The sequence below is a fragment of the Heliomarina baculiformis genome, from assembly GCF_019966545.1.
Lineage (GTDB): Bacteria > Pseudomonadota > Alphaproteobacteria > Rhodobacterales > Rhodobacteraceae > Heliomarina > Heliomarina baculiformis.
In genome coordinates this window covers 233,967-254,662 of sequence record NZ_JAIMIC010000004.1, presented here as the reverse complement: position 1 = coordinate 254,662, position 20,696 = coordinate 233,967, and the positions used below count along the sequence as shown (strand labels likewise).

The 20,696-nt window shown below is 60.7% G+C and carries 22 protein-coding genes; 8 read left to right on the top strand and 14 right to left on the bottom strand.

Features of this window, described 5'->3' with window-relative positions; all coding sequences use genetic code 11:
• Positions 1-2 precede the first annotated feature (2 nt).
• The 3 genes from pyrC to MF268_RS11075 all read left to right on the top strand — a co-directional run bounded on the left by pyrC (position 3) and on the right by MF268_RS11075 (position 2,228).
• On the top strand, positions 3-1,295 hold the full coding sequence (pyrC, locus tag MF268_RS11085) for a dihydroorotase (protein WP_238370926.1): 1,293 nt from the start codon (positions 3-5) through the stop codon (positions 1,293-1,295).
• The gene (gene plsY / locus MF268_RS11080; protein ID WP_238370925.1) at positions 1,295-1,900 is read left to right on the top strand and encodes a glycerol-3-phosphate 1-O-acyltransferase PlsY; all 606 of its coding nucleotides are present in this window, start codon (positions 1,295-1,297) and stop codon (positions 1,898-1,900) included. The genes pyrC and plsY overlap by 1 nt, the downstream gene beginning before the upstream one ends.
• Before the next feature lie 61 nt (positions 1,901-1,961).
• Positions 1,962-2,228 (top strand): hypothetical protein, encoded by a 267-nt coding sequence (locus MF268_RS11075; RefSeq protein WP_238370924.1) that lies wholly within the window; start codon positions 1,962-1,964, stop codon positions 2,226-2,228.
• Here the strand turns inward: MF268_RS11075 and MF268_RS11070 are convergent.
• The 3 genes from MF268_RS11070 to MF268_RS11060 form a co-directional block, all read right to left on the bottom strand.
• The gene (locus MF268_RS11070; protein ID WP_238370923.1) at positions 2,222-3,592 is read right to left on the bottom strand and encodes a glutamate--cysteine ligase; all 1,371 of its coding nucleotides are present in this window, start codon (positions 3,590-3,592) and stop codon (positions 2,222-2,224) included. The genes MF268_RS11075 and MF268_RS11070 overlap by 7 nt on opposite strands.
• 63 nt (positions 3,593-3,655) lie before the next feature.
• Positions 3,656-4,183, bottom strand: coding sequence for a hypothetical protein (locus tag MF268_RS11065; protein ID WP_238370922.1), 528 nt, complete (start codon positions 4,181-4,183; stop codon positions 3,656-3,658).
• Positions 4,180-4,899, bottom strand: a complete 720-nt coding sequence (locus MF268_RS11060; protein WP_238370921.1) for a 16S rRNA (uracil(1498)-N(3))-methyltransferase — start codon at positions 4,897-4,899, stop codon at positions 4,180-4,182. The genes MF268_RS11065 and MF268_RS11060 overlap by 4 nt, the downstream gene beginning before the upstream one ends.
• An 11-nt stretch (positions 4,900-4,910) precedes the next feature.
• On the opposite strand from MF268_RS11060, the gene ubiA reads away from it, so the two are divergent.
• From ubiA to MF268_RS11045, 3 genes are all read left to right on the top strand, one after another.
• Positions 4,911-5,873: a 4-hydroxybenzoate octaprenyltransferase gene (gene ubiA, locus MF268_RS11055; RefSeq protein ID WP_238370920.1), complete on the top strand. Its 963-nt coding sequence runs from the start codon at positions 4,911-4,913 to the stop codon at positions 5,871-5,873.
• A gap of 67 nt (positions 5,874-5,940) precedes the next feature.
• Positions 5,941-7,929 (top strand): OmpA family protein, encoded by a 1,989-nt coding sequence (locus tag MF268_RS11050; protein WP_238370919.1) that lies wholly within the window; start codon positions 5,941-5,943, stop codon positions 7,927-7,929.
• On the top strand, positions 7,922-8,260 hold the full coding sequence (locus MF268_RS11045) for a prefoldin subunit 3 (RefSeq protein ID WP_238370918.1): 339 nt from the start codon (positions 7,922-7,924) through the stop codon (positions 8,258-8,260). The genes MF268_RS11050 and MF268_RS11045 overlap by 8 nt, the downstream gene beginning before the upstream one ends.
• A gap of 9 nt (positions 8,261-8,269) precedes the next feature.
• Here the strand turns inward: MF268_RS11045 and MF268_RS11040 are convergent, their stop codons facing one another.
• The 11 genes from MF268_RS11040 to MF268_RS10990 form a co-directional block, all read right to left on the bottom strand.
• Complete coding sequence (locus MF268_RS11040; protein ID WP_337926798.1) at positions 8,270-9,163, bottom strand: DMT family transporter; 894 nt, start codon at positions 9,161-9,163, stop codon at positions 8,270-8,272.
• Positions 9,160-9,603: a molybdenum cofactor biosynthesis protein MoaE gene (locus MF268_RS11035; RefSeq protein WP_238370917.1), complete on the bottom strand. Its 444-nt coding sequence runs from the start codon at positions 9,601-9,603 to the stop codon at positions 9,160-9,162. The genes MF268_RS11040 and MF268_RS11035 overlap by 4 nt, the downstream gene beginning before the upstream one ends.
• A 4-nt stretch (positions 9,604-9,607) precedes the next feature.
• Positions 9,608-9,853, bottom strand: coding sequence for a molybdopterin converting factor subunit 1 (moaD, locus tag MF268_RS11030; RefSeq protein WP_238370916.1), 246 nt, complete (start codon positions 9,851-9,853; stop codon positions 9,608-9,610).
• Positions 9,853-10,518 (bottom strand): CDP-diacylglycerol--glycerol-3-phosphate 3-phosphatidyltransferase, encoded by a 666-nt coding sequence (gene pgsA, locus MF268_RS11025; RefSeq protein WP_238370915.1) that lies wholly within the window; start codon positions 10,516-10,518, stop codon positions 9,853-9,855. Before pgsA ends, moaD begins: the two co-directional genes overlap by 1 nt.
• Positions 10,519-10,566: 48 nt before the next feature.
• The gene (gene uvrC / locus MF268_RS11020) at positions 10,567-12,444 is read right to left on the bottom strand and encodes an excinuclease ABC subunit UvrC (protein ID WP_420485429.1); all 1,878 of its coding nucleotides are present in this window, start codon (positions 12,442-12,444) and stop codon (positions 10,567-10,569) included.
• Positions 12,445-12,733: 289 nt separating this feature from the next.
• The gene (locus MF268_RS11015) at positions 12,734-13,513 is read right to left on the bottom strand and encodes an SDR family oxidoreductase (RefSeq protein WP_238370914.1); all 780 of its coding nucleotides are present in this window, start codon (positions 13,511-13,513) and stop codon (positions 12,734-12,736) included.
• A 14-nt stretch (positions 13,514-13,527) separates the two neighbouring features.
• Complete coding sequence (locus MF268_RS11010) at positions 13,528-14,475, bottom strand: calcium/sodium antiporter (protein WP_238371136.1); 948 nt, start codon at positions 14,473-14,475, stop codon at positions 13,528-13,530.
• A 171-nt stretch (positions 14,476-14,646) separates the two neighbouring features.
• Complete coding sequence (locus MF268_RS11005; RefSeq protein ID WP_238370913.1) at positions 14,647-15,444, bottom strand: S49 family peptidase; 798 nt, start codon at positions 15,442-15,444, stop codon at positions 14,647-14,649.
• Positions 15,445-15,550: 106 nt separating this feature from the next.
• Positions 15,551-16,312, bottom strand: a complete 762-nt coding sequence (locus MF268_RS11000) for an ABC transporter permease (protein WP_238370912.1) — start codon at positions 16,310-16,312, stop codon at positions 15,551-15,553.
• Positions 16,312-17,238 (bottom strand): ABC transporter ATP-binding protein, encoded by a 927-nt coding sequence (locus MF268_RS10995; RefSeq protein ID WP_238370911.1) that lies wholly within the window; start codon positions 17,236-17,238, stop codon positions 16,312-16,314. The genes MF268_RS11000 and MF268_RS10995 overlap by 1 nt, the downstream gene beginning before the upstream one ends.
• Positions 17,239-17,343: 105 nt before the next feature.
• On the bottom strand, positions 17,344-17,853 hold the full coding sequence (locus MF268_RS10990) for an SRPBCC family protein (protein ID WP_238370910.1): 510 nt from the start codon (positions 17,851-17,853) through the stop codon (positions 17,344-17,346).
• A 179-nt stretch (positions 17,854-18,032) separates the two neighbouring features.
• Between MF268_RS10990 and MF268_RS10985 the strand changes: the two genes are divergently transcribed.
• Both MF268_RS10985 and MF268_RS10980 read left to right on the top strand, forming a co-directional pair.
• Entirely contained in the window at positions 18,033-19,016 is a 984-nt protein-coding gene (locus MF268_RS10985; protein WP_238370909.1) for a DMT family transporter, read from the top strand.
• A gap of 248 nt (positions 19,017-19,264) precedes the next feature.
• Complete coding sequence (locus tag MF268_RS10980; protein ID WP_238370908.1) at positions 19,265-20,692, top strand: circularly permuted type 2 ATP-grasp protein; 1,428 nt, start codon at positions 19,265-19,267, stop codon at positions 20,690-20,692.
• The last annotated feature ends 4 nt before the right edge of the window (positions 20,693-20,696 follow it).

Here is a 20,696-nt window from a genome sequence, read left to right as displayed (position 1 = left end):
GTATGACAACCCTTTTTAAAAACGCCCGGCTGATCGACCCCGAGGCCGGCAGCGACGAACACGGCGCGCTTCTGGTCCGGGATGGAAAGATTCTTGCCTATGGCGAGGAATCGGAGATCCTTAAAGACATCGACCGTGCAGGGTTGGACATCGTCGAGTGCAATGGCAAATGCCTCGCGCCCGGGATCGTCGATATCGGCGTTAAGGTCTGCGAACCGGGCGAGCGGCACAAGGAAAGCTATCGCTCGGCAGGGCTGGCGGCAGCAGCGGGCGGGGTCACCACGATGGTCACCCGCCCCGATACGACTCCCGCCATCGACACGCCCGAGGTTCTGGAATTCGTCCGTCGCCGCGCGAACGAGGCCGCGCCCGTCAACGTGCTGCCGATGGCCGCGCTGACCAAGGCCCGCGAAGGGCGGGAGATGACCGAGATTTCCTTTCTGATGGATGCCGGGGCGGTCGCCTTTACCGATTGCGACAACGTGATCCGCGATACCAAGGTGTTCAGCCGTGCGCTGACCTATGCCCGGTCCTGCGGCGCGCTGGTCATCGCTCACCCGCAGGAACCGGGCCTAAGCAAAGGCGCCGCCGCGACCTCGGGCAAGTTCGCCAGCCTTCGCGGCCTGCCCACCGTGTCCCCTATGGCGGAACGCATGGGGCTGGACCGCGACATCGCACTGATCGAGATGACCGGCGCCCGCTACCACGCGGATCAGATCACCACCGCCCGTGCGCTCCCCGCGCTGGAACGTGCCAAGAAGAATGGGCTCGACATCACCGCCGGTGTGTCGATCCACCATCTGACACTGAACGAGCTGGACGTCGCCGATTACCGGACCTTTTTCAAGATCAAGCCGCCGTTGCGCGCCGAGGACGACCGGCTGGCGGTGATCGAGGCTGTGGCCTCCGGCCTGATCGACATCATCTCGTCCATGCACACCCCGCAGGATGAGGAATCCAAACGTCGCCCGTTTGAAGAGGCCGCCAGCGGCGCGGTTGCGTTGGAAACGCTGTTACCCGCTGCACTGAGGCTGTACCACTCGGGCCAGCTAAGCCTGCCGCAACTGTTCCGAGCCATGTCGCTGAACCCGGCGCGTCGGCTGGGGCTGGACTCGGGTCGCCTGTCGCAGGGCGCTCCGGCCGATCTGGTGCTGTTCGACGCGAACGTACCCTTTGTGCTGGACCGCTACACGCTGCATTCGAAATCGCAGAATACGCCCTTTGACGGGGCACGGCTTCAGGGCCGGGTGCTGGCCACCTATGTGGCGGGCCAGCCCGTTTACCGGAGAGACTGATGCCCGTTCTGGATACCGCGCCGATTCTACTGCTGCTTTGCGCCGTGATGGGCTATCTGCTTGGGTCGATCGCCTCGGGAATGATCCTCGCCCGCGTCATGAACCTTGGCGATCTGCGCAGCATCGGTTCAGGCAATATCGGCGCCACGAATGTTCTGCGCACCGGCAACAAGCTCGCGGCGGCGCTGACGCTGCTGTTCGACGGCGCGAAAGGCGCAGTTGCCGTTCTGATCGCGCGTCAGATCGGTGGAGAGGACGCGGCACAGATCGCCGGCCTCGCCGCCTTCATCGGTCATTGCTACCCGGTCTGGCTTGGGTTCAAAGGCGGCAAGGGCGTTGCCACGTTCCTTGGCCTGTGGCTGGCGCTCGCATGGCCCGTCGGGCTCGCCTGTTGCGCCATCTGGCTGCTGACCGCGCTGATTACGCGCATCTCGTCGCTGTCCGCGCTGGTTGCTGCCGCAAGCGCTATGGTCTGGGCGATAGTCTTCGACCGCTCTGAAACGCTATTGCTAGGCGCACTTGTGGTGGCGCTGGTCTTCTGGCGCCATCGCAGCAATATCGCCCGGCTCATGAACGGCACCGAACCCCGGATCGGCAGCAAATAATTTGCGACGGAAGAGCCGGGCACATGCGTTCAACCTTTCGTAACGAGTGAAAGGTTCGCCCTTGCCCGACGTCATCGCCGCCTTCCAAGCGCTGCCGTCAGGCACACATACCGGGAAGTATCAGGGCGCGCGGTACGTCTTTTCAAAGACGAGCTTTGCAAATGGCAAAAGCTGGAAACTGGTGGCCGAGCAACTGGACGGGCCCGATTACATCAGCCTCAACCTGTACGCATTGCAGGACCGGACCATGATCCGACCCTGCGAAATGTCGCTATCCAAGGTCTGCGATTTCATTCTGGGTCTGCGCCCGGAACCCGAAGATCAATAGCTGTATTCGCCGTAGATCCGGCTGAGATCACCGTTCCAGTCGCCGTTGTAATGCTCAAGCAATTCATCGGCGGGCACCTTGCCGCTTTCGACGCTTTCCTTCAGCGCGTTCAGGAAATGAGTCTCATCCGGCACCATGCCGCCCGCACCCTTGCGGCCCCGTGCCTTTAACCCGCTTTCGGAAATTGCCACTACTTCGCGGGCCAGTTCGTGCATGTCGATCCCGTCGACCTTGGCCTGAAGCCCCTGATCGGCTGCCGCCACGCGGAGCGCTTCACGGGTGGGCGCATCCCAGCCCTTGACCAGATCCCAAGCCGCGTCGAGCGCCGTCTGATCATAGGTCAACCCCACCCAAAAGGCCGGGAGCGCACAAAGCCGCCGCCACGGGCCACCATCGGCACCGCGCATCTCGATGAATTTCTTGATCCGCGCCTCGGGGAACAGGGTCGTCAGGTGATCGGCCCAATCCGAAAGCGTCGGCGTCTCACCCGGCAGCGCGGGCAGTTCGCCATTCAGGAAGTCGCGGAACGACTGGCCCAGCGCGTTGATGTACTGCCCGTTGCGATAGACGAAATACATCGGCACATCGAGCGCATATTCCACCCAGGATTCGAACCCGAACCCTTCGTCGAAAACAAACGGCACCATCCCGGTGCGATCCGCATCCAGATCGCGCCAGACCCGCGAGCGCCATGATTTCAGCCCGTTCGGCTTGCCCTCGAAAAACGGCGAGTTCGCAAAGAGCGCCGTTGCAACCGGTTGCAACGCAATCGCGACGCGCAGTTTCTGCACCATGTCCGCCTCGGAGGAGAAATCAAGGTTGACCTGAACCGTGCAGGTGCGACGCATCATGGTCCGGCCCATCGTGCCGACCTTTTGCATATAGCCGTCCATCAGCTTGTAGCGGCCCTTGGGCATCAGCGGCATATCTTCGTGCTTCCACTCAGGCGCCGCGCCAAGACCGATGAAACCGACGCCGACCTTGTCCGCGACATCCTTGACCTCGCGCAGGTGGTCGTTCACCTCATCGCAGGTTTCATGGATGGTCTCGACCGGCGCGCCGGAAAGCTCCAGCTGCCCACCGGGCTCAAGCGAGACATTGGCGCCGTTCTTTTCAAGCCCGATCAGCTTGCCCTGTTCCGTGACCGGCGCCCAGCCATGCACATCGCGCAGACCTTCCAGAACCGCGCGTACAGAGCGTTCACCTTCATAGGGAATCGGCTTGTGCGTATCCTTGCAATACCCGAACTTTTCATGCTCGGTTCCGATCCGCCAATCGGCCTTGGGTTTGCAGCCATCGGCCAGGTATTGGGCCAGTTGTTCGTGCCGCTCGATCGGGCCACCGCCGGATTGGGGAATGGACATGAGAGATAGGTTCCGTTCTCGTTGTACCGTAGCGGCCAGAAGTGGGACGAATTCGCCGGGGTGTCAATGCAGCCTTTGGTTCACCGGCCGAAGCGGCACCCGTTCCCAGATCACCACAGGGTGAAGGGTTTTGCCCTGAAGATGGCTTAGCATGCGTTCCGTCCGGATACCGGGAAGCGCTGAAAACGCATCAAAAAGCGCCTCTGACCCGGCGGCGTTTACCGGGATGTTCAGGGCGGGCTGTTCCTTTTGGCTAAGCACCCAATGCGGCGGGCGGGCCGTCGGATCAAGCGTCAGGCGTTCGATATCGCCAAGCGCCACGGCACCGCCGGTCAGCGGCCCGAAATAGGCAATCTGGCCTTCATCCACCGTCACCACACCCGGGCCATCCTCGGTCTTGCGGAACCGGGCCCGCTGCGCACCGATCACGACCAAGGCGATACCGATGGCGATGGCAACCCAGCCGACAAGGCCCAGCAGCCCGCGCGGGCCAAGCACCCATGACAGACCGACCAGGGCGACGGCAAGGCCGGTCAGCACTTCGCGCCAGCGCCAGATCGCATCGCGCGCCTCGGGCCGGATAAAACTCATCTCCAATCCCCCATGTGATACTGCCAGAGCGTGATCGCTGCGGCCGCAGCTGTATCCGCCCGCAGGATGCGCGGGCCCAAGCTTAGCGTGCGGGCAAATGGCTTTGATGACAAGCGCGCCCGTTCTGTCTCGGAAAACCCGCCTTCTGGTCCGATCAGGATCGCGGCGGGCCCGGTTTCATCGGCAAAACCGCTGGGTGTACCGGCTTGCGCCTCGTCACAGAAATAGAGCGTCCGTTCCCCCGGCCAGTCGGCCAGCAGCCGGTCTAGCTTGTGCAGATCGGCGACTTCGGGCACCACCGTCGCGCCGCATTGCTCCGCCGCCTCGACCGCATGGGCCTGCAACCTGTCTTGCCGGATTCGCTCGGAGTTGGTGAATTCCGTCTGTACCGGGACGATGCGCGCCGCGCCCAGTTCCACCGCCTTTTCGACGATGAAATCAGTGCGCGCCTTCTTGATCGGCGCGAAGAGCAGCCAGAGATCGGGCGGTTCCTGCAGCGGCGCGGTCTGCTCGAGAATATTCAGCAATCCGCCGCGCTTGCCGGCCTCGGCCACCTCGGCCAGCCATTCGCCGTCATGCCCGTTGAACAGCAGGATCTGCGCCCCCTGCCCCAGCCGCATGACCCCGAACAGGTAATGCGCCTGATCGCGTTCCAAAGGAACCGTTTGCCCCTGCCCCAGCGGGTGATCTACATACAGTCTGATTTTCGCACTCATGGAATGGATATATGCAAGGCAACGCCCCGACACCAGATGGACAGGTTGCGGATGCGGCACGCGGCAACTGGGTCGATCTTTACGCTCCGGCAGCGGCGCGCCCCTATCTGCGACTTTCGCGCGCCGACCGGCCCATCGGCACATGGCTCTTGCTGCTGCCCTGCTGGTGGGGACTGACGCTGGCCATGCTGGCCGGGCAGGATGCGCGCTGGGAAGATCTCTGGATCTTTGTCGGCTGCGGTATCGGTGCTTGGCTGATGCGCGGCGCGGGCTGTACTTGGAACGACATCACGGATCGAGACATCGACGACAAGGTGGCGCGTACCCGGTCGCGTCCAATCCCGGCGGGCGCGGTGACGGTGAAACAGGCACTGACCTATCTGGTCGCCCAGTCGCTGGTTGCCTTTTGCATCCTGCTGACCTTCAACACCGCCGCGATTGCGCTCGGGATTCTCAGCCTGTTGCCTGTTGCGATCTATCCCTTTGCCAAGCGATTCACTTGGTGGCCGCAGGTCTTTCTGGGTCTGGCCTTCAACTGGGGTGCCCTGCTGGCCTGGACCGCCCATAGCGGATCGCTGGGCTGGCCTGCGATCACGCTCTACCTCGCCGGGATCGCCTGGACGCTTTTTTATGATACGATCTATGCCCATCAGGATACCGAAGACGACGCGCTGATCGGTGTGAAATCCACCGCGCGCCTGTTCGGGGCCGACTCGCCGCGCTACCTGAAATATTTTCTCGTGATCTCTGTCACCCTGATGGGGCTGGCGATCATACAAGCGCTTCTGGGTCAGGTTTCGGTGCTTGCACTGGTCCTCGCGCTTGCAGGACCCTGGGCAATGGGATGGCATATGGCGTGGCAATTGCGCGGGTTCGACCCCGAGGACAATGCGAAGATGCTTCGACTGTTTCACGCAAATCGCGATACCGGCCTTATTCCGCTTATCTTCTTCGCATTTGCCCTGTGCGTTTGATTGATCCCATAGGCCCGTGCCGTTATGAATTCGCCAGTTTCACAAGAAGGAAGGCAAACCGAGTTCAATGCGTTTATCGGTTCTCTTCATCAGCGGTCTGACCTTTGTAGCAGCTGCTGGAATTAGCCTCGCCGCTTCGGGTTTCATTGCAACGGCCGTCGAAGAATCCTCGGAAATCGCGGTACGCGGGGCGCTCGATTCGCACGGGCATGACTGGACCGAGGTCGAAGCCGATGGTCTGCGTGTCATCCTGACCGGAACGGCCCCGGACGAAGCCACCCGGTTCAACGCCGTCACCACGGTGGCAGAGGTTGTGGATACCACCCGGATCGTCGACCAGATGGATGTCGAGGCCAGCAAGGCGCTTGCGCCGCCGCGTTTCTCTGTCGAAATCCTGCGCAACGCGAGCGGGATCTCGATGATCGGCCTGATCCCTGCCGCCACCGATCGCGATGCGCTCGTGGAACGGCTTGAGGATATCGCCAAACCCGCACCGGTCAGCGACCTGATGGAAGTTGCCGACTACCCCCTACCGGACGGCTGGGAAGACGCGATGGCCTATACGCTGTCCGCCTTGTCGCAGCTGCCGCGTTCAAAAGTGTCCATCGGTGTCGGGCAGGTCACGATCAACGCCGTGGTCGACAGCCCCGAGGCGCGCAAGAAACTCGAAGATACCCTGAACCGCGCAGCACATCCCGGTCTCAATGTCCGACTGGAAATCTCGGCCCCGCGCCCGGTCATCACACCCTTTACGCTTAGGTATATTATCGATGACGAAGGCGGCCGGTTCGATGCCTGCTCTGCCGATACCGAGGAGGCGCGCGAAAGGATTCTCGTGGCCGCCGAGGCCGCCGGGAACACGACAGGCGCGCGCTGCGTCATCGGTCTGGGTGTGCCTTCGCCGAACTGGGCCGAAGCTGCTGTTCAGGCCCTGAACGCGGTGGGCGAACTTGGTGCGGGCTCGGTCACTTTCGCCGATGCGGACGTGACACTCGTGGCGCAGCAAGGTACCGATCCCGCCCTGTTCGACAAGGTCGTGGGCGAGCTGGAGGCCGACCTGCCGTCGGTCTTCGTGCTGCATGCGGTGCTGCCGGAGCCCGAGTCGAAAGACGAAAACATCACGCCGGAATTCACTGCCACGCTCAGCCCCGAAGGCCTTGTTCAGCTGCGCGGGCGTCTCAACGACGAAAACCTTCAGCGCATGGCCGACAGCTATGCCAAGGCTCGGTTCGGCTCTGCCAGCGTCTATTCCGCTGCCCGGACTGCCGAGGGGCTGCCCGGCGACTGGCCCGTGCGGGTGCTTTCGGGCATCGAGGCGCTTTCGCGTCTTGTTCAGGGTGTCGTGGTCGTGACGCCGGAAAGCCTCAAGCTGCGCGGTATCGCCAATGACGAAAACGCCAGCGCTGAGATTTCTGGCTTGCTGGCTGAACGTCTGGGCGAAAATGAGACCTACGATCTCGAAGTCGCTTATCAGCCGCCGCCTCCCCCGGCGGACGAGCCTAAGACACCCGAGATGTGCGAAGCGGATATTGCCGAGGTTCAGCGGTCGACCGGCAAGATCACCTTTGAACCGGGCTCTGCCACCATCGCCGCAGAATCGCTGGATACGATGAACGCGATTGCCGACATCCTTGCGAAATGCGGCGACCTGCGGATCGAAATTCAGGGCCACACGGACAGCCAGGGACGAGAATCGATGAACCAGCGTCTCAGCCAAGACCGCGCGCAATCGGTGCTGAATGAATTGCGCGCCCGCAGGATCCTGACGTCAAGCTACACTGCAAAAGGCTATGGCGAAGCAAACCCCATCGCGGATAATGGCACCGAGGCCGGGCGCGAAAATAACCGGCGGATCGAATTCCGCCTGATCCTTCCCGAACCGACACAAGAGACTCCGTCAACGCTCGACGCCGTCGCGCGAGAGGCCGCTGCGGAGCATGGTGCGACGGAAGAAGACAGTTCGGTCGATGACGCTGCGGACACGGCGGAAACCACGCCCGACGCCGAAACGGAGGAAAAGGCGGAATCGCCCGAAGAAGGATCAGAAAGTGAATAGAATAGAATTCATCATCCCGACGGCCATCGTCCTGTTCGTCGCCTTCGCGACGGGCTGGTTCGCGAACTGGCTGGTGCACCGTTTTACGCGCGTCAGCCCGCAGGATGTGAATGAGCTGGACCGCATGAGCCAAGAGTTGCACGAGGCTGAAGAGACCCGGGATCAGGCAATTGCATACCTGCAGCAACGCGAATCCGAACTGTCGAACCAGCTGAGCCAGACCGAGGCCGAGCTGCGCGCCGCGATGGACGGGCTTCGCGAGGCCCGGCACGAGGCCGAAGAGATGCGCCGTTACGTCGAGCATATTCAGGCGCAGCAGACCAAGGTCTGAGCCTGCACGCTACCCGGTAGCGAGCGGCGCCTGCTCAAGCGGATGCCGCGTTGTCCAGACGATGTAGACCGCCAGCGTCAGCACAACCAGCGGCCCGCCGATCCACATGGCTGGCCCCGGGGCTTCTCCGATGCCGTAATAGACCCAGACCGGGCCAAGCATCGTTTCAAGAAGAATAATCAGGCTGACGTTTGCGGCCTGAGTCAGCCGGGACGCTGCCGACATCGCAAAGAAGGAAAACGGCAGGATAAGCAGACCGCAGACAAGGATCGGCCAGAGGTGTCCATCTGCCATGCCCTCTGGCCCTGCACTAATGATACCCCAGAATCCGGCTAGTGCGGCGCCACTGCCGACGCTCAGCAGGATCGGGAGGTCAGGACGCAAGCGGAACACCACGAAACTCAGCGCAAGCATGGCCGCCACAAGCAATCCGCAGCCCGCACCAAGGATGATTTCGGTTCTGCCGCTGATGTCGAACCCGTCCCCCACCGCGGCGATGACGATACCGACCAACACAAGCGCCGTGGCCACCCAGGTCGCCCGGCGGGTATGTTCGCCGATGATGACGCGGCTGAAAAAGGCGGCCCAGATCGGCACGGTGGCCACCGCGATCAACACGACCGAGACTGGCGCAAGCGCCACGCCGGTCGAAAAACCCCATGCATTCAGCGACTGCGCGAGTATGGCGGTGATCCCCGGCAGGCTGAACAAAAGCCGCGTGTCGGCGCGGCGGTCGCGGCTGGTGATGGCCCATATCAACAGGAAGACCGCCGCCATCAGCGATCCGCGCCAACCCACCATTGCGGGTCCGGAAAACTCGGACCATCGCATGAACAACGTATCGGGTGTCAGGACGAGCACGCCGACAAGTGCCACCAGCTTGCCTTTGAAAGAGGGATTCATTTCCAGCGGTTCAACGCGGTTTCGTCATCTTCGCGGGCCTCGACCCACTCGGCCCCGTCGCGCGTGATTTCCTTTTTCCAGAAAGGCGCGCGGGATTTCAGGTAATCCATCAGGAATTCCGCCGCCTCAAAGGCATCTCCGCGATGCGGCGCGGCGGTGGCGACCATCATAATCTGCTCGCCCACGGCAAGCCGTCCATGGCGATGAATGACCAGCGCATCAGCCAGCGACCAGCGTTCTATCGCTTCTTCGGCAATGGCGGTCAGGGCGGATTGGGTCATGCCTGGGTAATGCTCGATCTCCATCGCCTCCAGCCCGCCGGAAACATCTCGGACGATTCCGGTAAAGGTGACCACCGCGCCTGCCCCGTCGAGGTCTTGGGCAAAGGCCGCCGCTTCGGACGCAAAATCAAAGCTGTCTGACTGGACCGCCACCCGCACGGGATCAGCCCCCGGTCATAGGCGGGAAAAAGGCGACCTCGCGCACGCCGGCCAGCGGCGCGTCGAAATCCGAAAGTTCCTGATCCACAGCCACCCTTAGAGCGCTCAGATCGGCGAAAGCGGCCTCATAACGGGGCTCACGCGCCCGCAGTTCATCGACCAGCTCCGTAACGGTCGCTGCATTTGTCTCGATCTTGTCCTTCGGCGCGCCGATCCGCTCACGGACCCATGCGAAGTAGAGTACATCCATCAATTCACCTCCCGCAGAAATGGCAATGCCTTGCGCAGGTAGTCGAACCCGGTGATGAGCGTCAGCCCGGCCGCGACCCACAAGAGCCAAAGACCGATGCGGCCCGCCCAGACTTCGCCAGCCGATTTCCAAAGCAACCCGTTCGTGTCACGAACGTCGCCCGCGAAGACCCCGTTGATGGTTTCCTGTTCCATACCGGTCAGGGAAATCACCAGAAAATGCTCGAAAATCCCCTGCGAGAACAGCACCGCGATGGCGATCATCTGCGCGGTAGTTTTCCATTTGGCAAGCGCGGTCACTTTCAGCGTGCCCGCCGTATCCCCAAGGAACTCACGCAAGCCCGATACGAACACTTCGCGGAACAGGATGACCGTTGCAGGCAACACAAGCCAGGGCGACATCGAGGAATACCCGACTATGACCATCAGCGCGATGACTACCATCGCCTTATCGGCAATCGGGTCCAGCATCGCGCCCAGTTTCGTCACCTGTTTCCGGCTTCGCGCCAGATAGCCGTCGAACCAGTCCGTGACGGCCGCACTGATAAACAGGATAAGCGCGATCCAGTCCGCATAGGGGCGTTCGAAATAAAGGAACATGACGGCAAGGCAGGGTGCCGCCAAAAGACGTAGCGTGGTCAGGATATTAGGCAGCGTCCATTTCATATGTTTCACCTACAGGGAAGGCACGGCATTGAAAAGCACTACCCTGCCTCAACCGCGATCGTGAAAGAAATCATAGATCGTTTCCGCAAGCGTGTCGGAAATTCCATCGACTGCCTTGAGATCGGCAAGATTTGCGCGGGATACCGCCTTGGCCGATCCGAAATGCGCCAGCAGCGCCCGTTTGCGCGTGGCCCCGACACCGGGCACATCGTCCAGCGGCGTCGCGCCGATAGCTTTGGCGCGCTTGGCGCGATGGGTGCCGATGGCAAAGCGGTGCGCCTCGTCCCGCATGCGCTGCACGAAATATAGCACCGGGTCATTACGGCGGAGCGCAAAGGGGCGCTGGCCCACCCGGTGGAATTCTTCCTTGCCCTGATCGCGGTCGATCCCCTTGGCGACGCCGACCATCGGGATATCCTCGACGCCGTGCTCACGCATGATCTCGGCCACAGCGCTGACCTGCCCCGCACCACCGTCGATGAGCAGAAGATCGGGCCACATGCCCTTGTCACGGTCCGGGTCTTCCTTGATCAGGCGCGAGAAACGCCGGTTCAGCACCTCTTTCATCATGCCAAAGTCGTCACCCGGCGTCAGGTCATCCCCGCGGATGTTGAACTTGCGATAGCTGTTCTTCATGAACCCTTCAGGCCCGGCGACGATCATCGCCCCGACGGCATTCGTGCCCTGAATGTGGCTGTTGTCATAAACCTCGATGCGCTGCGGCGGCCCTTCGAGCCCAAAGGCCTCGGCCAGACCGCTCAGCAATTTGCCCTGTGTCGCGCTTTCCGCCATTCGGCGGGCAAGCGATTCCCGCGCGTTGCGGAGCGCACCCGAGACCAGTTCCGCCTTTTCGCCCCGCTGCGGCAAGAGGATCTCGACCTTGCGACCGGCCTTGTCACTCAGGGCCTGCACCATCAGGTCTTCGTTCTCGATTCCGTCGGACAGGATCAACTGACGGGGCGGTTCCTTGTTGTCATAGAACTGACCAAGAAACGCCTCCATGACTTCGGCTGGGGCGACATCCGGACCGACTCGCGGGTAAAAGTCCTTGTTGCCCCAGTTCTGGTTGGCACGGATAAAGAAGACCTGAACACAGGCCTGCCCGCCTTCCATGTGGAGCGCGATCACGTCGGCCTCGGTCACGCCCCTCGGATTGATCCCTTGGCTTGTCTGAACCTGCGTCAAGGCCCGGATACGATCACGCAACCCGGCAGCGCGCTCGAACTCCATCGCTTCCGAGGCAGCGGCCATCTGGCTGGCAAGGTCTTCCTGCACGCGGGTCGAACGGCCACTCAGGAATTTTTCGGCATCCGCGACCGAGGCCGCATAATCCTCGGCCGAGATGTAATCGACGCAGGGCGCCGAGCAGCGTTTGATTTGGTACAGCAAGCAGGGGCGCGTGCGGGAGTCGAACATGGAATCCGAGCAATTACGCAGCAGGAACGCCTTTTGCAGCTGGTTCAGCGTCCGGTTCACCGCCCCGGCGCTGGCGAACGGGCCGAAATAGGCCCCCTTCTCCTTCTTGGCGCCGCGGTGCTTCTTGATCTGGGGATAGGGATGATCCTTGGCGACAAGGATATTCGGGAAACTTTTGTCGTCCCGCAGCAGCACGTTGTACTTGGGCTTGAGCTGTTTGATCAGGTTCTGCTCAAGCAGCAGCGCCTCGGTTTCCGTCCGCGTCGTCAGGAACATCATCGCAGCCGTGTCGCGGATCATCCGCTCGATCCGCGGCGAATGCCCGCCGGGGCGCGCATAGTTCGACACCCGCGCCCGCAGGTTCCGCGCCTTACCGACGTAGAGAACCCGCGCCTGCGAATCCAGCATCCGGTAGACGCCGGGAGAAGAGTCGATTGTCTTCAGATAGCCCTGAATGCAGGCATAACCGGTCACATCGTCTCGCGTATCGGGATCGGGCATTTCACTCATGCTCCACAGATATGATTCCCGCGCGCTGGCTGCAATCTTGAGCGCGCGGGATCAACCCGAAACAAATCCACGGTTTCTGTGGATAACTACGATGATAACTTTGGGGCATACGGAAATTTTCATTAGTTTCGGGCGGGTTCGCTGATTTGCCCAATATTTGTGCGCGGCGACAATTTACTGATTTTAGGGCATTCTTTTTCTGCTAGCGCCCAAAACGATGATATCAAACGATAAATTTTTAAACTTTTGTAACGACTTGGCTCTGCGTGCAAAACTTTTTGCGAATTCGCTATTCAGGGCCCTGCACATCCGGCGTCTGCCAGGCCAGATGCTGCCCGCCATCGACGCAAAGCATCTGTCCGGTAACCCCCGGCGCGTCCAGAAAGTAGCCCAGCGCCGCGGTGATATCCTCGGGATTCGAACCGCGTTTCAGCACTGTACGCGATCTTTGCTCCGCGAATCCTTCCGCGCTTTGCCGTTCGCCCTGAAGGGTCGGGCCGGGACCGATTCCATTGACCCGGATCGCCGGGGCAAGTGCCCGCGCCGTGGTCTGTGTCAGCGTCCAGAGGGCAGATTTCGCGAGGGTGTAGCTCATGAAATCCGGCGTGAGCTTTCTAACCCTCTGGTCGATCATGTTCAGGATCAGCCCGACGGCGATCGGTTCACCAGTGGCGTCCGTTTCGGGTTGCAGGCCTTGCGCGGCCATCGCCTGGGTCAGAACGAAAGGCGCCCGCAGGTTGCTTTCAAAATGACGGTCCCAACTCTCGCGACTAGCCGAGGCAACATCGTCCTGCTCGAAAATGGAGGCGTTATTGACGAGACAGGTGATTGCACCGCCCAGCCCTTTGACAGCTTGGGGGAACAATTGCGCGACTGTGTCTTCGTTCAGAAAGTCTGCCTGCAGCGCGACGGCGTTGCGCCCCATTTTCTCGATCTCGGCAACAACCTCCTGCGCCCCTTCGCGAGAGCCTGCGTAGTGAACCGCTACGTCGAAACCCCGACCCGCGAGATAAAGCGCCATCTCGCGTCCCAGTCGTTTTCCGCCACCGGTGACCAGCGCCCGTTTCATGCCGTGACTCCGTATTAGGTAAGGACGATGACAAGATAGGCCGCGTAAAGGCCGGTCAATACAACGCCCCATCGACGGGTGAGATCACGCCCGAAAAAGACAAAGGGGATCAGCACCAGCGAGGCACCGAGCATCACCCAAAGATCGAAATACAGGAACTCCGGGTCGACCGGGATGCGTCCGAAGAATGTCGCGATGCCGATGATGGCCAGCAGGTTGAAGACGTTCGACCCGATCACATTGCCCAGCGCCACATCGGCCTGCCGCCGGAGGGCGGCCATGACCGTCGTTGCCAGCTCTGGCAAGGACGTCCCGATCGCCACGAGTGTCAGACCGATCGCGGTCTCGCTCACGCCATAGGCACGCGCTATCACACTGGCGTTTTCGACAAGCAGATTGGCACCCAGCGGCAGGCCAATCAGGCCCAGCGCTAGATAAAGACAGATCCGCCAGTACGGCATGTTCGGATCTGCCTCTTCCGGAAGATCATCTTCGTCGTCCTTACAGGCCCGACGGTGGGCCCTTGCATCGCGAAACTGATCGAAAAGCACCAGCGCTATCCCGACCAGCAGGATCAGACCGGACCAGACCGTGAAGGTGCCGAAGAACGCCAGCCCGATGAAAAGGACAGTCCCCATGAGCATGAAGACATAGGTCTTGCGCGTGTCGCATTCGCTCGTGTGCATCCGCGCGAGAATCGCCGGGATGCCAAGCACCATCAAAACGTTCGCCGTATTCGACCCGACCACATTGCCCAACGCGATGCCCGGCAGGTTGTCCCGGATCGCACTGATCGAGATGAGAAGTTCCGGCGCGGAGGTGCCGAAGGCGACGATTGTCAGGCTGACGATCAGAGCCGGGATACCCAGCCGCAACGACAGGTTCACCGCACCGCGCACAAGCGCATCGCCAGCCAGAAGCAGGATGACCAGCCCCAGCGCCGTCAGGATCCAAGGCATGATCAACGTTTCTTACTCCCTCCGCAGGCGCATGGCCCCTTGCCGATCCTGTAGCGCCCGCATGCTGGGCATTTCGCATCACTCAGTCGTTTCGCGCCCGGCAGTCTCAACCGCCCGAACATCGCAAGCACGCCCATCGCGATAAGAAAAAGAAGTACAATCTTGAGGATCACGTCAAAGGCCAAAACGGGCGAATTCCGCCCGCTCCTCGATGCTGCCGATGGCGTCCTGCGCCAGTGACGCGCCAAAGCGCGACAGGAAGGGACGCTTCATCGCATAGCGGCGGAATTTGGTCTTTTCGCCAAACCGGGCCAGCATCTTGGGTTTCAGATGTCCGATCCCGTCGATCAGGCCAAGTTCGGCGGCGCGCCGCGCCAGCCAGATTTCCCCGGTGAAAAGATCATGCTTGGTATCAAGCTTCTCGCCCCGGCGCGATTTAACGTAGGAAATGAAGTTGCCATGCATGTCGTCCAGTAGGGTCTTGAGACGCGCCACGTCTTCGGGATTTTCAGGGCTGAACGGGTCGAGCATGGATTTCGATTTGCCAGCCGTGTAGACGCGTCGTTCAACCCCCTGCCGGGCAAGGAATACATGCGCGCCGAACCCGGACGATATTACCCCGATGGATCCGAGCACAGAACAATCATCGCCATAGATTTCATCCGCCGCCGCGGCAAGCCAGTAGCCGCCAGACGCAGCAACATCCTCTACAAAGGCGAATACCGGAATGTCGTTTTCCTCGGACAGGCGGCGGATGCGCGCGCCGATCAGCGAGGATTGCACCGGCGATCCGCCGGGCGAATTGATTTCAAGAGCCACAGCGACGGGTTTGCCGCGCTTGAATGCTTTTTCAAGGATCGGGGCCAATGCCGCATCGGTCAGCGAGGCACGCCCCGCCATCCCGATAGTTCCGCTCATCCGCACGACCGATACAATCGGCGGTTTTTTGATAAAGGGCAGCCGTAACATCATGAAGACGGATGTAGATTGGCGACTGCCCCTAAACAAGGTGTGGGGCCAACTTGACTTGCGGGCAAGGCACGAATTCAGGCCTCGCCAGCAAAAATATCACTCAGGATCAGCTCCGGATGCGCCAGCCGGTACGGAAGATCAGCCAGATCACGCCAAGGCACAGCCCGGTAAATAAGGCGATTGCTAGCAGGCTGATACCAATCGGCACATCCGCCATGTCGAAGAACGCCCAGCGAAACCCCGAGATCAAATACAGAACCGGGTTGAAATGCGTGACGGTCTGCCAAACCGGCGGCAACATCGACACCGAATAGAACGACCCGCCCAGAAAGATCAGCGGCGTGACGATCAGCAAAGGCACCAGTTGCAGTTGCTCGAAATTCTTCGCCCAGATTCCGATGATGAACCCGAAAAGCGCAAAGCTGAGGCAGGTCATCACCAGAAACGCCACCATCGCCAGCGGGTGGGCGATATTCAGATCGACGAAGAAATTCGCGGTGATCAAGATCACCACGCCGATGAACAGCGCCTTGGTGGCCGCCGCCCCCACATAGCCTAGCACGATCTCGAAAAAACTGATCGGCGCGGACAGATGTTCATAGATCGTGCCGATAAACTTGGGGAAATAGATACCGAAGGCCGCATTGGAAATCGACTGGGTGATGACCGACAGCATGATCAGCCCCGGCACGATGAAAGCCCCATAGCTGACTCCTTCGACCTGATCGATCCGGCTGCCGATGGCCGCACCGAAGACCACAAAATAGAGCGAGGTCGAGATCACCGGCGAGACAAAGCTTTGCATGATCGTCCGAAAGAAGCGCGACATCTCGAACCGGTAGATGGCGGCGATAGCGATCCAGTTCATTACGCGTCCTCCTCGACCAGATTGACAAAGATATCCTCAAGGCTGCTCTGCCGCGTCTGAACATCGCGCAGCGTCAGCCCAGCGTCGGAAATGGCGTTCAACAGCTTGGTGATGCCGGTGCGTTCCGCATGGGTATCGTAGGAATAGATCAGCGTCTCGCCCCCCTGCCCGATTTCAAGACCGAAATCCGCAAGGCTCGCGGGAAGCGTTTCAATCGGCGCGGTCAGCTGCACCTCAAGCTGTTTGCGCCCCATCTGCCGCATCAGTTCGGCTTTCTCCTGCACGAGCAGAAGCTCTCCGCGGGTGATGACACCAATACGGTCGGCGATGGCTTCGGCCTCTTCGATGTAATGGGTCGTCAGGATGATGGTCACGCCATCGGCCTTCATCTCGGCAACGATGTCCCACATGTCCTTGCGCAACGCCACGTCTACACCGGCGGTCGGCTCATCAAGGAACAGCACACGCGGCTCATGCGCCAGCGCCTTGGCGATCAGCACGCGGCGTTTCATGCCGCCCGAGAGTTCCTTGATCTGGTTGTCACGCTTGTCCCAGAGCGAGAGCTTGCGCAGAATTTCCTCGACCAGCGCATCGTTGCGGGGTTTGCCGAAAAGACCACGGCTCAGGCGGACGGTGTTGCGGACGGTCTCGAACTGCTCCACGACGACTTCCTGCGGCACCAGCCCTATCAGTGACCGCGCGGCCCTGTAGTCACGCAGGATGTCATGCCCGCCCACCGTCACCGACCCCGAAGACGGGGTCACCAACCCGCAGACCGCGGAAATAAGAGTCGTTTTCCCGGCACCGTTCGGTCCGAGAAGAGCAAGGATTTCACCCTCTTCGATGTCGAGCGAAACGCCTTTAAGCGCCTCGAACCCGCCATCATAAACTTTGCGCAGATCTTTTACGCTGAGAATTGCGGCCATCTCTGCCTCCTTTTTCAGCAGCGATCTATGCCGATCCGGGGCAGAGGCCAATATATTTTGCCGCACAGGTACCTGTGCGGCCTGTTTTCAAGGCGATGGCGAGGCTCAGGTCTTGCTGAACCAGCCCTTTTTCGCAGGCGCTTCTTCGGCCACGGGCTCGCCTTCTTCAGCGGGGCCTTCGATCTGCTCGACAAAGTTGGAAAAGAACTGATCGGCCATCTTCTTGGCGAAGCCGTCGATCAGCCGGCTGCCCAACTGCGCGAGTTTGCCGCCGACCTTGGCCTCGACATCATAGCTGAGCAACGTGCCACCGGTGTCGGTTGGCTCTAACGTGACCACCGCCCCACCCTTGGCAAATCCTGCCGCACCGCCCTTGCCTTCGCCGGTGATGGTCATCTTTTCGTTTTCGACCATGTCGGTAATCGTGACCTGACCTTTGAACGTCGCTTTGACAGGCCCGACCTTCTGGACGACCGTTGCCTCGTAGCCGTCCTGCGGATTGCCGGTGACTTCCTGCGCGCCGGGCACGCAGTTCTTCAGCATATCGGGATCAAGAAGGGCTGCATAAACCGTTGCGGGGTCTGCCTTGATCTCGCGCTGATCGCTCATCTGCATGGGGGTGGCTCCTCTTGATGAATACCCGTGGCCTTGATTTCTAAACGAGAACTTGCCGTTGCGCCAATACGAACTCTGCAAGGAAATGTCGGAAACAGACCTTGCAGCAAATACCGACCATGGTAGCACAGTCGCGTACCGGTCGTGGCGACGCGCCGGAGAGAAGACGAAGGAACCCCATGAAACTGATGCCGACAAACCATGCTGCCTCGGGCATCTTTTTCATTCTTGCGGGCGTTCTTGCGATGTCCATCAACGATCTGCTGATCAAATCGCTGTCCGGCGGCTATCCCCTGCATCAGATCGTGTTCATCCGTTCCGCGATCGGCATCGGTTTCAGCCTGTTACTCGTGCAGCTTGAAGGCGGCTGGTCGATCCTCAAGCCCAAGGCGCCCTGGTTACAGCTTTGCCGGGCCTTGTTGGTTGTCGTATCGAACATGGCCTATTTCGTTGCCATCGCGGCACTGCCACTGGCCAATGCCACCGCGCTGTTCTTTGTCGCACCGCTGTTCATCACGGTGCTGTCGATCCCACTGCTGGGCGAGAAAGTCGGCCCGCTTAGGATGGGGGCTGTGCTCGTCGGCTTTATCGGCGTCGTCATCATGCAGCGCCCCTGGGCGTCGGCCGGATCGCTTGAGGTCAGCCGCATCATTCTGCTCCTGCCGGTGTTCGCCGCCCTGACCTATGCACTGATGCAGCTTTTGACCCGCAGACTGGGCGCCACCAGCAAGGCCTCGGCCCTTTCCGTGTATATTCAGGGGACGTTCCTGATCGTCTCGATAGGATTTTACCTCGTCGCAGGCGACGGGCACTTCGTCGAAGGCGTGGACAATCCAAGTCTTCTCTTCCTGCTGCGCGCCTGGGTCTGGCCGCAAGATGGCGACTGGGGGCCGCTGATTGGGCTAGGCCTCAACGCGGCGATCATCGGCTATTGCGTAAGCCAGGCCTACCGCATGACCGACGCGGCGACGCTTGCCCCGTTCGAATATGCGGGCCTGCCGCTAGCCGTGTTGTGGGGCTGGCTCTTCTGGTCGGACCTGCCGGATCTGACCATCTGGATCGGCATGGCGCTTATCATCGGGTCGGGTCTTTTCGTATTCCTGCGCGAAAAGCAAAAGTCGCGCGCCATTGCCAGATCCGTCAGGATCAGAACCCGCGCCTGACGTCCGTTTCATACGAACGGCATGCCGCCAAACCACTTTAGGTTGCGACGCCGCGCGCTGCCGTCTAACCTTTTGACTGAAAGCCCGGCATTCGACCGGGCCACCGACCAGCATGGGGCCCAATCGTTTGAAAACAGACAGGAAATACAAGCCTAAGAAACAGGCATGCCGGCCCGTCCGACAGACGGCGGGATATCCCCAGCACTGTCTCCTGTTGTCGAAACAAAGAATCCCACTATGGTTAAGTCATGGTTGGTGAAAACAAATTTTTCGACGAGATGAGCGGCCACAACGGCACTGTCCGTGATGCCTATGCGGCCTACCACGACTGGTTCGCTGAGCAGGACGCCGAACGTCTCGCAAAGAAATCGCAGGACGCCGAGACATTCTTCCGGCGGACCGGCATTACCTTTAACGTCTATGGCCAGAGCGAGGCGCAGGAGCGTCTGATCCCCTTTGATCTGGTGCCGCGTATCCTTGCCCAACGGGAATGGACCAAGCTGGCAAAAGGCATCGAGCAGCGGGTCGCAGCCATCAACGCCTTTCTGCATGACATCTATAACCGTCAGGAAATCCTGCGCGCCGGACGCGTCCCCAAACATCTGATCGTCGGGAACGAAGCCTTCCTGCCGCAAATGCTGGGTTTCAGCCCGCCGGGCCAAGTTTATACCCACATCGTCGGCACTGACATCGTGCGCACCGGCGAAGGCGATTTCTTTGTTCTTGAAGACAACGCGCGGACGCCCTCGGGCGTGTCCTACATGCTCGAAAACCGCGAGACGATGCTCCAGATGTTCCCGGAGCTGTTCTCAAAGATCAAGGTTCAACCGGTCAGCGACTACCCCAAGAACCTGCGTCGCTCGCTGGCCGCCTGCGCGCCGAGTTCGGCCGGATCGAAGCCGACCATCGCCGTGCTGACACCGGGCATCTACAACTCGGCCTATTTCGAACATTCCTTCCTCGCCGACCAGATGGGCGCGGAACTGGTCGAGGGCCACGACCTGCGCGTGGTCGATGGCCATATCGCGATGCGCACGACCCAAGGATACAAGCGGATCGACGTGATCTATCGCCGGATCGACGACGATTTTCTCGACCCGCTGACCTTTAATCCGGAATCGATGCTGGGCGTACCCGGCATTATGGATGTCTACCGCGCGGGGAACATCACCATCGCCAACGCGCCCGGCGCAGGCATCGCGGATGACAAGGCGATCTATTCCTACATGCCGGATATCGTCGAGTTTTACACCGGCGAAAAAGCCATCCTGAAGAATGTCGAGACATGGCGCTGCGGTGAACCCGGCGCGCTTCAATACGTGCTCGACAACCTCAAGGATCTGGTGGTCAAAGAGGTGCACGGCTCGGGCGGCTACGGTATGCTCGTCGGCCCCGCCGCCAGCAAGAAAGAGCTCGCCACCTTCGCCGAAAAGCTCAAAGCTAAGCCGGGCAATTACATCGCTCAGCCCACGCTTTCGCTCTCCACGGTCCCGATCTTTACGGAATCGGAACTGGCGCCGCGCCACGTCGATTTGCGGCCCTTCGTGCTGGTGTCGCCACAGGGCATCAATATCGTCCCCGGCGGCCTGACCCGCGTCGCGCTGGCCAAAGGATCGCTTGTCGTCAACTCGAGCCAGGGCGGCGGCACCAAGGACACCTGGGTGCTGGAGGACTGAAGAA

Excerpts from the sequence above, each read along its gene's own strand:
- MF268_RS11015 (WP_238370914.1), bottom strand. The coding sequence starts at position 13,513 with ATGAAACGGGCGCTGGTCACCGGTGGCGGAAAACGACTGGGACGCGAG.
- uvrC (WP_420485429.1), bottom strand. The coding sequence starts at position 12,444 with ATGAGTGAAATGCCCGATCCCGATACGCGAGACGATGTGACCGGTTAT.
- MF268_RS10995 (WP_238370911.1), bottom strand. The coding sequence starts at position 17,238 with ATGGCCGCAATTCTCAGCGTAAAAGATCTGCGCAAAGTTTATGATGGC.
- MF268_RS10990 (WP_238370910.1), bottom strand. The coding sequence starts at position 17,853 with ATGCAGATGAGCGATCAGCGCGAGATCAAGGCAGACCCCGCAACGGTT.
- MF268_RS11050 (WP_238370919.1), top strand. The coding sequence starts at position 5,941 with ATGCGTTTATCGGTTCTCTTCATCAGCGGTCTGACCTTTGTAGCAGCT.
- moaD (WP_238370916.1), bottom strand. The coding sequence starts at position 9,853 with ATGGATGTACTCTACTTCGCATGGGTCCGTGAGCGGATCGGCGCGCCG.
- pyrC (WP_238370926.1), top strand. The coding sequence starts at position 3 with ATGACAACCCTTTTTAAAAACGCCCGGCTGATCGACCCCGAGGCCGGC.
- MF268_RS11060 (WP_238370921.1), bottom strand. The coding sequence starts at position 4,899 with ATGAGTGCGAAAATCAGACTGTATGTAGATCACCCGCTGGGGCAGGGG.
- pgsA (WP_238370915.1), bottom strand. The coding sequence starts at position 10,518 with ATGAAATGGACGCTGCCTAATATCCTGACCACGCTACGTCTTTTGGCG.
- MF268_RS11065 (WP_238370922.1), bottom strand. The coding sequence starts at position 4,183 with ATGAGTTTTATCCGGCCCGAGGCGCGCGATGCGATCTGGCGCTGGCGC.
- MF268_RS10980 (WP_238370908.1), top strand. The coding sequence starts at position 19,265 with ATGGTTGGTGAAAACAAATTTTTCGACGAGATGAGCGGCCACAACGGC.
- plsY (WP_238370925.1), top strand. The coding sequence starts at position 1,295 with ATGCCCGTTCTGGATACCGCGCCGATTCTACTGCTGCTTTGCGCCGTG.
- MF268_RS11000 (WP_238370912.1), bottom strand. The coding sequence starts at position 16,312 with ATGAACTGGATCGCTATCGCCGCCATCTACCGGTTCGAGATGTCGCGC.
- ubiA (WP_238370920.1), top strand. The coding sequence starts at position 4,911 with ATGCAAGGCAACGCCCCGACACCAGATGGACAGGTTGCGGATGCGGCA.
- MF268_RS11005 (WP_238370913.1), bottom strand. The coding sequence starts at position 15,444 with ATGATGTTACGGCTGCCCTTTATCAAAAAACCGCCGATTGTATCGGTC.
- MF268_RS11070 (WP_238370923.1), bottom strand. The coding sequence starts at position 3,592 with ATGTCCATTCCCCAATCCGGCGGTGGCCCGATCGAGCGGCACGAACAA.
- MF268_RS10985 (WP_238370909.1), top strand. The coding sequence starts at position 18,033 with ATGAAACTGATGCCGACAAACCATGCTGCCTCGGGCATCTTTTTCATT.
- MF268_RS11040 (WP_337926798.1), bottom strand. The coding sequence starts at position 9,163 with ATGAATCCCTCTTTCAAAGGCAAGCTGGTGGCACTTGTCGGCGTGCTC.